Source organism: Rhodococcus sp. IEGM 1302 (assembly GCF_030056935.1).
Lineage (GTDB): Bacteria > Actinomycetota > Actinomycetes > Mycobacteriales > Mycobacteriaceae > Rhodococcus_F > Rhodococcus_F qingshengii.
Genome location: NZ_JASHKY010000052.1, coordinates 1 through 12,247 on the forward strand (window position 1 = coordinate 1; position 12,247 = coordinate 12,247).

10 protein-coding genes are annotated in these 12,247 nt (G+C 61.0%); 3 read left to right on the top strand and 7 right to left on the bottom strand.

Going from position 1 to position 12,247, the window contains the following annotated elements; translation table 11 throughout:
* Window positions 1-310: 310 nt before the first annotated feature.
* On the top strand, window positions 311-1,735 hold the full coding sequence (locus tag QM609_RS28925) for an aldehyde dehydrogenase family protein (protein WP_050656954.1): 1,425 nt from the start codon (window positions 311-313) through the stop codon (window positions 1,733-1,735).
* A 63-nt stretch (window positions 1,736-1,798) separates the two neighbouring features.
* Here the strand turns inward: QM609_RS28925 and QM609_RS28930 are convergent, their stop codons facing one another.
* Genes QM609_RS28930 through QM609_RS28960 form a run of 7 tightly spaced genes read right to left on the bottom strand, consistent with a single transcriptional unit; the run spans window position 1,799 to window position 8,787 of the window.
* On the bottom strand, window positions 1,799-2,560 hold the full coding sequence (locus QM609_RS28930) for an HpcH/HpaI aldolase family protein (RefSeq protein WP_007732505.1): 762 nt from the start codon (window positions 2,558-2,560) through the stop codon (window positions 1,799-1,801).
* A gap of 34 nt (window positions 2,561-2,594) precedes the next feature.
* Entirely contained in the window at window positions 2,595-3,554 is a 960-nt protein-coding gene (locus QM609_RS28935; protein WP_003941424.1) for an aldo/keto reductase, read from the bottom strand.
* Complete coding sequence (locus QM609_RS28940) at window positions 3,554-4,420, bottom strand: ATP-binding cassette domain-containing protein (RefSeq protein ID WP_007732503.1); 867 nt, start codon at window positions 4,418-4,420, stop codon at window positions 3,554-3,556. The genes QM609_RS28935 and QM609_RS28940 overlap by 1 nt, the downstream gene beginning before the upstream one ends.
* Window positions 4,417-5,250: an ABC transporter ATP-binding protein gene (locus QM609_RS28945; protein WP_007732500.1), complete on the bottom strand. Its 834-nt coding sequence runs from the start codon at window positions 5,248-5,250 to the stop codon at window positions 4,417-4,419. Before QM609_RS28945 ends, QM609_RS28940 begins: the two co-directional genes overlap by 4 nt.
* 3 nt (window positions 5,251-5,253) lie before the next feature.
* Window positions 5,254-6,201: an ABC transporter permease gene (locus tag QM609_RS28950; protein WP_003941426.1), complete on the bottom strand. Its 948-nt coding sequence runs from the start codon at window positions 6,199-6,201 to the stop codon at window positions 5,254-5,256.
* Entirely contained in the window at window positions 6,201-7,205 is a 1,005-nt protein-coding gene (locus QM609_RS28955) for an ABC transporter permease (protein ID WP_199267570.1), read from the bottom strand. The genes QM609_RS28950 and QM609_RS28955 overlap by 1 nt, the downstream gene beginning before the upstream one ends.
* A 4-nt stretch (window positions 7,206-7,209) precedes the next feature.
* Window positions 7,210-8,787 carry an ABC transporter substrate-binding protein gene (locus QM609_RS28960; RefSeq protein WP_007732494.1) on the bottom strand — a complete coding sequence of 526 codons (1,578 nt, stop codon included), beginning with the start codon at window positions 8,785-8,787 and terminating at the stop codon, window positions 7,210-7,212.
* A gap of 212 nt (window positions 8,788-8,999) precedes the next feature.
* Between QM609_RS28960 and pdxA the strand changes: the two genes are divergently transcribed.
* Window positions 9,000-11,252, top strand: a complete 2,253-nt coding sequence (pdxA, locus tag QM609_RS28965; RefSeq protein ID WP_050656953.1) for a 4-hydroxythreonine-4-phosphate dehydrogenase PdxA — start codon at window positions 9,000-9,002, stop codon at window positions 11,250-11,252.
* A 27-nt stretch (window positions 11,253-11,279) separates the two neighbouring features.
* A complete protein-coding gene (locus tag QM609_RS28970; protein WP_003941419.1) occupies window positions 11,280-12,047 on the top strand; it encodes a DeoR/GlpR family DNA-binding transcription regulator in 768 nt (255 codons plus the stop codon).
* Window positions 12,048-12,247 lie beyond the last annotated feature (200 nt).

The window sequence follows — 12,247 nt, forward strand, 5'->3', positions numbered from 1 at the left end:
CCGACTTCGAGCGAACAGCACTTTCGTCGCCTCAGATCGACCGAACGTACCGTTCGCACCATCAAAGGGGCGGGCACGCCGCCGGCACCCCGGCATGGAGTGAACGGCACGCTCACCCTCTTGGGCGAGGGGAACGGTACGTTCACACCATCACTGAAAAGCGTGCGCGCACCACAGGTCTCGTCAGTCGACGGTCAATCGCGACACCAACCTGCCACGGAACCCGTCGAGCGTGGCTAGGCTCGGAAGAGGTGCCCCGTGTGATCGGGCCCACCTCACCTGTGCACACGTGATGACTACGGAGGCTTCGATGACCGATATTCTCGACCGCACCAAAATCTATGTTGATGGCGCCTGGATCGAATCCACTGGCAGCGGTCGGATCGACGTTCTCAATCCGGCTACCGAAGAGCTGATAGGAACTGTCGCCGAAGGCACTGTCGAAGATGTCGATGCGGCCGCGAAGGCAGCACGAAAGGCTTTCCCCGCTTGGTCTGCACTATCCGGCGGCGAGCGAGCCGAATATCTTTCCAAAGCCGCGGCGATTATTGCCGAACGTACCGATGATCTTGCGGCGCTGGTTTCGCAGGATATGGGAATGCCGATCGGATTCGCGAAGCCCGTGCAAATCGGAATGCCGCTCGCGAATTTGAATGCATTTGCCGAATTGGCTCGCACTTATGATTTCGACGCTCACGAGGTCGGGAATTCGCTGATTGTTCGCGAACCTGCGGGTGTTGTCGGCGCTATCACTCCCTGGAACTTCCCGCTCCACCAAGTTGTCTTGAAGGTTGGCGGTGCGCTCGCGGCGGGCTGCACCGTGGTTCTCAAGCCCACCGAGGTTGCGCCACTCATCACGTACGCTCTCGCTGACATCTTCGACGAAATTGGTTTGCCTGCAGGTGTATTCAACCTGGTAAGTGGCTACGGCCCGGTAGTGGGTGAAGCCATCGCCGGCCACCCGGAAGTCGACATGGTCTCCTTCACCGGGTCGACTCGGGCAGGCAAGCGAGTGGCCATCGTCGCCGCGGACACCATCAAGAAGGTCTCGCTCGAGCTGGGTGGCAAGTCGGCGAACGTCATTCTCGACGACGCCGATCTCGAAAGGGCTGTCACGGACGGCGTCGCAAAGTGCTTCATCAACTCGGGCCAGACCTGTTCGGCGCTGACGCGTATGTTGGTTCCCGCGGAGAAGGTGGATGAGGCAGCGGCAATTGCTGCTGCGGTCGCCGCTCATTTCCCGGTAGGTGATCCGACTCAGCCGACTTCGGTGCTTGGTCCTCTGGTGAACGCGAATCAGCTGGGACGCGTTCGCGGATACATCGAGAAGGGTGTGTCGGAAGGTGCCACCGCGGTTGTCGACGGTCGCGAAACCGGTCTGGCCAGTGGATATTTCGTCGGTCCGACGGTGTTCGCGAACGTGACCGAAGACATGACCATTGCGCGCGAGGAGATCTTCGGACCGGTCCTCTCGATCATGGGCTACAAAGACGAGGCCGACGCAGTGCGGATCGCTAACGGCACCGAGTACGGACTGGCCGGTGGCGTTTGGTCAGGTGACCCCGATCGCGCGGATCGCGTCGCACGGCAACTGCGTGCCGGGCAGGTCGAGGTGAACGGCGGCGCCTTCAACACGAATGCTCCGTTCGGTGGGTACAAGCAGTCGGGCGTCGGGCGCGAGGCCGGCACGTTCGGGCTCGAAGAGTTCCTCGAGATCAAGGCGATTCAGAGATAGTTTGTTCGAGAATGGCGATGCTCCCGTACCAAGTGCGGGAGCATCGCCATTTTTGTACCCGGATCAGGACTTGGCGGCATCCAAATGCTGAGCCGAGATGTTCGCCAGATGTGTCAGGTCCGAGGCCACGGTCGCGAACGTGTAGCCCTCCCCGAGCCGTTGTGCCGCAACCTGACCGGAAGGTGTGTGGATTCCCGCAGCGACTCCGCTGACGGCGGCAGCTTCGCGCACCCTGGTGAGCGCTGATTCGAATTCCTCGGCGACGTCCGGATCGTTGGAGTGCTTACCTCCGACGGCGATTCGTAGGTCGGACGGCCCGACGTACACGCCGTCCAATCCGGGCACTGCGCAGATCTCTTCGACGTTCGCCAGACCCTGTGGGGTCTCGATCATCGCAAATACAACGGTGTCGCGGTTCGCGTCGGCGGGAACGGGGCCGATACGGAGTTGCGAGCGCATGGGTCCGTAGGAGCGGATGCCGAAAGGCGGATACTTGGCGGCTGCCACGGCGGCCGCTGCCTCTTCGGCGTTGTTGATCAGCGGAACGATGACGCCCACAGCGCCCGCGTCGAGTGCACGGCCGATAGGTGTCGGATTGTTTGCCTCGACGCGCACCATCCCGACGGTGGACGGTGACGAGTCGATGGCGGTGAGCCCGGCGACCATCCCCGAATAGCCGATCAGGCCGTGCTGCATGTCGAGGGCAATGTAGTCCCAGCCGACGTGCGCGATCCATTCGGTCGAGATCGGGCTGTCGATGACGGACCAATATCCGAGTATGCGTTCGCGTCCTCGGATGCGTGCGGCGAATTCCTGTGCTGACATAGTGAAGAACTCTTCCTGATGAAGGTCGGGTGTTTCAGCGGTTGTAGTTGGGCATGGGGCCTCGTAGGGCGGCACCGACGAGATCACACTCTTCGACGGTCGAGGCGTCGAGTGGACCTCGCCCGATGGCCGCGATATTGGATTCGAGGTGCGTTACTTTGGATCCTCCGAGGAGCAGCGATCCGGCGACGGGCTTGCTGACCAGCCAGCGCAACGCAAGCTCGGTCAGGGAGATGCCCGACTGCTCTGCGATTGCCGTCAGTTGAGCGATCGCGTCGAATATCTGTGTGTTCCAGTATCGCTCCTTGTACATCGACGCAAGACGTGAGTCGCCGAATCGGCCGTCGGCGGGACTTTCCTCGAAGGTGTGGCGCCCCGTGAGCAGGCCCCCACCGAGTGGGTTGTAGACCATGGTGGTCAGTCCGGTCACGTCCGCGAATTCTGCGTATTCTTCTTCGATGCGACGCGCGAGCAAGTTGTAGAGCTGCTGTGCGACGATCGGTCGGGGAGCTCCGACTGTGTCTGCGGTGTAGTTGATTTCACTGATTTGCCACGCTGCGAAGTTGGATACGCCGAGTGTGCGGATCTTGCCCTCGGCAACCAGTTCCGCGACGGTGGTGAGAGTTTCGGTCAGCGTGACGGTTCGGTCCGGCTGATGGAGATAGAACAGGTCGACGTAGTCCGTGTCGAGTCTGCGCAGGCTTCCTTCGACGCTTGCTCGGAGCCCCTCTGTCGAGAGTGGGCTGTTGTCGCCGGCATCGGGATGCGGCATTCCCGCTTTGGTGGCCAGAGTGACGGAATCGCGTCGGCCGTGGAGCAGCTTTGCCAGCATGCGCTCGGACTCGCCGCCCGCATAGCCGTTGGCCGTGTCGATGTGAGAGATACCGGCGCCTAGTGCTGCGTCGAGCATCGATCCGGCGCCCGATATGTCGACCGTGTCTCCGAATGTCATGGTGCCGAGCACCAGTTTCGGAAGCTCGAGTGGGGCGGTCATCAGGCAACTCCTCGTGATTCGGTCTGCTTGGCTAGCAAGTTCTTGGACAGGGCTGCCACCACGTGGCGTGGTTTGATGCCGACCATGGTGGTGGGATCGAGAGCAGCGCCTCGTAGTGCGCGGGTGTACGGCTCGCGCGGACTGGCGAGAACTGTGTCTGTGGAACCGGATTCGACGATGGTTCCTTTCGACATCACGACTACGGTCTCGCTGATTTCTCGGACGACGCCCAAGTTGTGTGAGATGAAAACGTACGTCAGACCGGTATCGGCCTGAATTTCACGTAGGAGCTCGAGTACCTGCGCTTGCACCGACACGTCGAGAGCGCTGGTCGCTTCGTCGCAGACCAGGATCTCGGGTCCGCTGGCAAGTGCACGAGCAATTCCGATGCGCTGACGTTGGCCTCCTGAGAACTCCGCCGGACGCCGGTGTAGTGCCGAGCTGGGCAAGCCAACGCGATCGACGAGTTCTGCTGCTGCCTTTGCACGTTCAGACTTGCTCCGAACACCTTTGAGGCGCAGTGGTTCTCCGATGATGTCCTCGGCAGTCAGATGAGGGTCGAGCGATCCGTACGGATCTTGGAACACCATTTGAACGCGAGAGCGGTAGGGGCGCAGCGACTTCTCCGACATCTGCGCGATGTCATTGCCGTCGACGAGAATGCGTCCACTGGTCGGTGTGAGGAGTCGGACGATCGATCGAGCGATGGTCGACTTGCCACATCCGGATTCGCCGACGATGGCCAAGGTCTTGCCCTTTTCCACCGAGAAGCTCACAGCATCCACGGCTCGGAAAACTCCGTCGGGAACCGGATACTCGACCACGAGATCTTCGACGGCGAGAAGTGGCGTTTCGTGGCGGGTCATGCCGAGGCTCCGATCTGTGTTGAACGGGCGGGGTCGCCGTCCCAAGGCCCCAGTTGAGGTATGGCGTCGAGAAGCTTTTGTGTGTAGGCGCTTTGCGGTGAGTCGACGAGAACGTCGGCACTACCGGTCTCGACAAAACGTCCGTCCTTCATCACGTAGATGCGATCGGAGACCAACCGCGCAACTCCGAGATCGTGAGTGATGACCAGCATTCCGATGCCGGTGCGCTCCTGCAACTCGAGCAATAGATCCAGAATCCCGGCCTGAACGGTTACGTCCAGTGCGCTGGTGGGTTCGTCGGCCACGATCAGTTCGGGGCCGGCAGCAAGAGCGCCGGCGATCAGGACGCGCTGCAACATTCCACCCGACAGTTGATGCGGGTACTTGTCGAGTTGCTGATCCGGATACGGAATGCGTACCTGCTCGAGCAGTTGCACTGCCCGCTCGATTTGTTGCTTCTTCGCGGTCACACCGCTGTGGCGCACTGCTTCTCGAAGTTGGCTACCGATGGTGTGGACGGGACTCAGAGCCGTCATCGGGTCCTGGGGGATGAGCGCGATGTGTTTTCCGCGAATATCGTTCAGGATCTTCGTGTTTCCGAGAATGTCCTGACCCTTGAACACGGCTTTCCCGGAAAGAACCGCAAGATCGTCCGGAAGCAGTCCGAGAATCCCCATGGCTGTCGTCGACTTTCCGGAGCCGGATTCACCGATGATGGTGACGGTTTCACCGGCGTCGATGCAGAAGGACACGCCGTCGACGGCTCGGATGACGCCGTTCGCCGTGACAAGTTCGATCTGGAGATCGTCGACCCGTAGTAGATTTCCCATGTCTCACGCCTTCGCTTTCTGGGCGCTGCCACGCCCGAACAGGCTTGCGCCCAGTCGTTTCGAACCTGCAGGACGATCGCGCAGACCATCGCCGAGTAGGTTCACTCCGACGACCAGCAGCACGATCATCAGACCGGTCAACGTGACGATCCACCATGACGTGGTGATGTAGTCCTGGCCGTCGGCGATGATTCGTCCCCAGGTAGCGAATGGACGTTGCGGTCCGGCACCGAGGTAGCTCAACGAACTTTCCAGCAGTACGGCCTGCGCGAGCAGCAGCAGGACGACGAGCGATGCCTGCTTGACGATGTTGGGAATGACGTGACGAAGCAGGATGGCCATGCGGGTAAGTCCGAGGACTCGAGCTGCAGCTACGTAAGGCTTTTCGCGTTCGACGAGTACCAATGAGCGAGTCAACCGTGCGACTTCGGGCCACTGTGCGATCGCGATGACAAACGTGATGACGGGAATGGACGGGCCGAACAGCGCAACAACGAGAAGCAGCATCATCAGCAGAGGCAGAGAAAGCTGTGCTTCGAGTAGGCGGGAGATCACGGTGTCGACCCAACCACCGAAGTACCCCGCGGCGGATCCGGCGACGATGCCGATGACGCCGGAGACGATCACGGCGAGAATACCGATCGTCAGAGACACCTGGCCGCCGTGCAGGATCCGTGAGAGCAGATCTCGTCCCAACTGATCGGTGCCGAACAGATGGCCGTCGGTGAGGGGCGGTAGCCGTCGACTGCTCAGGTTGGTCTGGTTCGGATCTGCAAGGGGGAGCAGCCCGGCCAATGCAACAGGAAGAATCACCAGGAGCGCGCAGATCGAGCCGGCCCAGATCTTGACTCGGCTGTCTCGCTTACGGCGCGTGGCTCCGGCGCGTGCGAAGTCTGCCTCGGTGACCGCGCTGGCGCGTGGAGTTGTTGGAGGTTCCAAGACGGTAGTCATCAGTTGGCGCCCTTTCCGAGTCGCACGCGTGGATCCAGGAGGGGGTAGAGGAGGTCCACTGCCAGTTGCACGAGCACTGCGAGAACCGCGGTGACAAGCACGGTGGCCTGGATGAGCGGGTAGTCGCGAGTCTCGAGTGCGCGGACCACCAGCGAGCCGACACCAGGCCAGGCGAACACGACCTCGACCACCACGACGCCGTTCAGCATTCCGGCGAATCTGGTGCCCAGCGCGGTGACGATCGGAATCGCCGAATTACGCATCGCATATCGCCAGGTGAGTTCGCGTTCCGATACTCCGCGAGAGCGTGCGACGGTGATGTACGGAGAAGCGAAGGCCGAGACCATTTCGCGTCGAACCATCCGGGAGATCAATGCGATCTGAAGGATGGCGATGGTGACGGTGGGCAGGATCAACGACGGCCACGTGGTGAAGCCGGCTGCCGGGAGTATGGGGATCAAGACCGCGAAGATCGTCACCAGCATGAGGCCGCTCCAGAACTCCGGCATGGACTGCCCGCCGACGGCTACGACGTTCGCACCGAGTTCACGTCTGGTGTCCGCGTGACGGGCCATCCACACGCCCAGCGGAATCGAGAGCACGGCGGTCAACAGAATGGAGCTGACGGCAAGGGTGATGGTGTACGGGAGACGGCCGAGGACAACGTCCATGGCCGGCGCCTGGAACGAGTACGACGTGCCGAGATTCAGGTGGACGAGGTCCCACAGGTAGATCAGGTATTGGGAGAACACCGACTTGTCCAAGCCCATGTCAGCACGGATCTGTGCGAGATCCTCGGTGCTGGCCAGCGGTCCGGCCAAGGCGTAGGCAGGATCGCCGGGTGCCATTCGGATCAGGACGAACACTGTTGTGAGCGTGAGGAAGATCGTCAAGGCGCTCTGTGCCAGACGTTTGAGCACGTATTTGACGGTCGGGTTGATCCGTGTGCGTCGACGCGGAGAGATTCCGAGAGCGGTTTGCGGTTTCGGAGCGGTGAGAGTCATCGCCTCAGGCCTCCAATCGGACGGCGCCGAGGTCGTAGGAGTTGATTGGGGTCAGTGAAACATTTTGTACACGAGTGCGTTTCGCAAGGAGTGCGTTGGGTACGAAGCTCCACAGGCAAGGCCAGGTGTTCCAGATGTCTTGTTGTGCGGCGTCGAGTAGAGCGGCGCGCTTGGTCGGGTCTGGTTCACTGGATGCGGCTTGGATCTTCGCGGTGATTTCGGGGAAGACGTACCCGTGATAGGTGTCGCGAGTTGCTTCCTTCTCCGCTGTGCCGGCGTACATCCCCTGCAACGTGGTCAGTGCAAGTCCGGTCTGGTTGCCGTAGCCGTTGCCCAGCACATCCCAGTCGCCGGTCTTGCCCTGGCGCCAGGACGAGATGTCACCGCCCGGTTCGAACTGCTGGAGTTTGACGCGTACTCCCACGGCCTTCATCATTTCGAGTACCGATTCCATCACCGAGACGTCGTTGGTGAACTCTCCGGTTTCCCAGATGAAGGTGAGTTCGAGGTCGTCGGCACCTTCGGCCTCGAGCATTTGCCGCGCTTTCCGTGGATCATATTGGTAAGTACCGGTTTTCACGGCTCCGTCCAAGGTCGACGGTGCGGGGCCGGTGGCCGGGACTGCGGAACCGATCAGCACGTCCCGAGCGAGTGACTCACCGTCGATGGCATACGTGAGAGCTTCTCGGACACGCGGATTGGACAGTGGGTGATCGGCGGGCTTGCGGAAGTTGAAGAACAGTTGGTTGATGCGTGTGCTCGGTACTGTGTCCACCTGGACACCAGGCAGATCGGCGAGTTGTTCGGCGGAATCGGGACTGATCGAGTCGATGACGTCGACCTCGCCGCTCCGAAGCGCGACGACGCGGCCGGCCTCTTCGGGAATGAAGCGGACCTGAACACGACGAACGCCGGGGGCCGGGCCCCAGTAGTTGTCATTGGCGACAAGTGTGTAATCGCCGGTGCCCCGGTTCGATTCGCTGACGACGAACGGTCCCGACCCGATTCCGCTCTGCAGTTCGTTGGGTTCGTTGGCAGCGGCCGGGGTGATCAAGATGTTGGACATGAGCGAGTCCAGAACCGGCACCGGGGAATTCGTCCGAAGGATGAAGGTGCGATCGTCGATGGGGACGACCGTCGGCCACTCGGGGAACTGCGGTGCGACAAACGATCCGCTGACCTGCTGGTACATCTGCATTGCCGTCGTGACGTCGTCGATCAGCACAGGTGTGCCGTCGGAGTAACGGATGCCCTCGCGGAGTCGAACCGTCCACTCGGTCGGGCCGGTCGATTCGAACCTGTCAGCGAGAACGAGTTGCGGTGTCAGATTGTCGCCGATCCGGGTGAGACCTTGTCTGACGCCACGTTGAGCCGTGACTGCTGCGTCGAATTGATTGAGTTTGTTGTCGAGGCTGACGAGCGAGCGGTTGAGCCCGAGCACCAGGGTGTCCTGTGTCGGTTTCCCGGTAGGGCCGGCGCACGCGGCAGTCGTGCCCAGAAGCGTTGCGCCACCGATCAGCCCGGTGAACTGCAGAAAGGATCGCCGGGAGAGCTGTGGTGTTCGCAAACGAGTATTGGTCATCGGTGACCTTTCGATCCTGACGGGGCAGCGTGGGGGCGACGCTCCGAGCGGACTGTTGGTGAACAATCGCGTCGGGCTCTCGCTTGTAACTCAGCTCACAATGGCACTGTTGCGCACTTCGCGCAAGTCCCGTAACTTCGATTGCGTACTTCGCGCATCGGTTGCGATGCTGTGCAAACTCGATTCAGACCGAAAGGGGGTCGAGGAATTCGATGAAACCACTGGTAATCATCGCTGATGATCTTTCCGGAGCAGCGGAGTCGGCCGCAGGATTTCTGCTCCGCAGTTCGGGCATATCGCTTCGGCTCGGCCCAGATGCGCCCGACGGATCAGGAGTGACGGTTTTCGATCTGCACTCACGGCGATCCGACCCCGCCAGAGCCTCTCGGGACGTGAGATCAGTTCTGCAATCGTCTGACGGCTCCGAGATCGTCAAGAAGATCGATTCCCTGCTCAGGGGCAACATAGCAGCGGAGGTCGGAGAACTCTCCCGCGACGGATCCCCGGTCATCGTCGCCGCCGGACTGCCCAGACAAGGGCGCACGGTGCAAGACGGCGTGGTGTTGGTCGATGGGGTTGCGTTGCACTCCACCGACCTGTGGCGCGCGGAGTCGAAGCCGACTCCTCGGTCGATTGCAGAGGCGCTCGGCCCGTCGGCAATCACTTCTGGCGTATCGCTGGATGACATTCGCTCCGGTCGTTTGATCCAGGTTCTTGCGTCGATCTCAGAAGCCGGGTCGGTGGCGATCTGCGACGTCGAGACCGAGAGTGATCTGGAACTGATTGTGGCTGCAGCACAGGAGGTTCGGGGTTCTCGATTGGTAGGAACCTCGGCGCTCGCGATGGCAGTGGCACGACGAAGAACCGTGCAGTCACCCGTCGCGTGCCCATCTCTTCGTGATTCTCGATTTACCTTGGTCGTCGTGGGGACGGCGGATGCGTCTGCCGGGGACCAAGTGGCATTGCTTCGGGATTCAGGGGCGCATCATATCGAAGTGAACAGTGCTGAGCTGCTGGCGCATTCGGTCGATCCGCTTCCGATTCTGAACGCACTGGATCGCGGAAACGTCGTGGTTTCGGTAAGTGGACCTGTCGTGCCTGCAGAATCCGTCCACCTCGTTTCGGCTCTCGCCGATCTGATCGCTGCCGTCGATGCAGGATTCTCCCACGACGAGTACCCGATCGACCTGGTACTTACCGGTGGCGAAACCGCGCGCAGCGTTCTCGACCGCCTGCGGATCGACACGCTGTCACCGATTTACGAAATCGAACACGGCGCCGTACTTTCCGTCGATCGCACCGGACGGTACATCGTCACGCGGCCAGGCAGTTTCGGGAATGCACACAGTCTTTTCTCCATAACGAAGTTTCTCGCGCACCCCACCCCGGTCGCCGCTCCGGACAGTCCACCTTCAGTTACTCCTTCAGACAACGAGGTCAATCCCATGTCAATCGAATCCACTCCACTGCCGCTGATTGCTGTCACGATGGGCGACGGCGCCGGCGTCGGACCGGAAGTGATCGTCCCCGCACTCCTCGACGCCGAAACGAGAAAGCGTTGCCGCCCTGTTGTTGTCGGCGACGCGAAGCGTTTGCGATCGGCTGCCACGGTGCTCGGAATCGACGTCGACGTGGTCGCGATCGAGGAGATCAAGGATGCTGAATTCATCGATGGACGGATCAACGTCATCGATCTGGACTTGCTACCCGAGGATCTCGCCTGGGGTGAACTGTCGGCAGTCGCGGGAGATGCGGCCTATCAATATATCCGCGTCGCAAGCGAACTCGCCGTACGCGGTGAAGTCCAGTCGATCTGCACGGCGCCGCTGAACAAGGAAGCGCTGCATGCGGCAGGGCACATCTATCCCGGACACACGGAATTGCTTGCGCACCTGACCGGTACCGAGGAGGTGTCGATGATGTTGTCGACCCCCAAGCTCAAGGTGATTCACGTGACCACTCACATCGGACTGCTCGATGCAGTTGCCAGGATCGAGCCCGGCCTGGTCGAGAGGACCATTCGTCGAGGTCACGAAGCTTTGGTGCGCACGGGCAATCCATCTCCGAAAATCGGCGTGTGCGGGATCAACCCGCATGCGGGGGAGAACGGGCTTTTCGGGTACGGAGAGGAAGAGCAGAAGATCATTCCCGCCGTCGAACTCTTGAAGGCAGAAGGAATCGACGTCCACGGCCCACTGCCGGCGGACACGGCATTCTTCCTCGCTGGACGTGGGGACTACGACTTGATCGTTGCGATGTACCACGATCAGGGGCACGGCCCGGTCAAGGTTCTCGGGATCGAGGCCGGCGTCAACATCACCGTCGGGTTACCTGTCATCCGTACCTCCGTCGATCACGGAACCGCTTTCGATATTGCAGGTAAGGGCATCGCCGAGGCCGGTAGTATGGTCGAAGCGCTGCGGCAGGCGGCCGAATTGGCAACCAGCACATTCGTTTCCAAGTAAGAACCACGGTTTGTAGGGGGAGGAGCGATGGCCATCCGGGAGTCGGAGGCGAGGCGGTCGGAGATTGCGAGGCTCGCTCGTACCAGCGGTCTGGCCAGTGTCGAGGATCTGTCTGCCCAATTCGGGGTGACTGCATCCACGATTCGTCGCGACCTGAGTCAGTTGACTGCCCAGGGAGTAATTGCTCGAACGTACGGCGGGGCGATTGCTCTCAACCCTCATCCGGAATCCTCCTTGCGTCAACGCGCAATGGAGGGATTCGACGCCAAACGGGGCATCGCCGAATGGGCTGCTGAGCAGGTCCGGCCCGGAGAAACCGTGCTCCTTGATGCAGGTACCACCGTCGGAGCGATGGGAGAGTTCTTACGTCACGTGACGAATTTGACGGTGATCGCTGCAGGGCTGACGGCGCTCGAGGCGTTAGCCGACGCTGATGGTGTTCGAGTCGAATGTCTCGGGGGGACCCTGAGACAGCTCAGTCAAGGATTCGTCGGGCCACTGGCGGAAGCGTCGCTGCAGCGGGTGTCGTTTGACAAGGCATTCCTCGGTGCCGATGCAGTTACCGCTGACCTGGGTATTTGTGAAGCTGAGCTCGATCAGACCCGGCTCAAGGAAATGATGATCGAACGTGCCGGCGAGGTCTACATCCTCGCCCACTCCGCCAAGCTCGGTGAACGTCCTTTCCATGCGTGGGCGCCGATACCGCCGGGGGCCGTGCTGGTTACCGATGCTGCAGTAGACGCAAAGCAAGTCGCGTTGTTCGAGGATGCAGGTATCCGAGTCCAAGTGGTGTGAGTTCCCGCTGCGTGCCGATCCGGGCACGGTGTCCGGCGTCACATGATGTCCGAATTCGTGAAAATCGACTTAAACGGGCAATCTTGCTGGGGAAATGGATACCTCTGAGTCTCTGACCTGTGGATTTGTCAAAGACTTCGGCGGACGCGTAACTTATTCCAAGTCAGAGCGACACGGACACCGACTCCCACCTGCGAGGG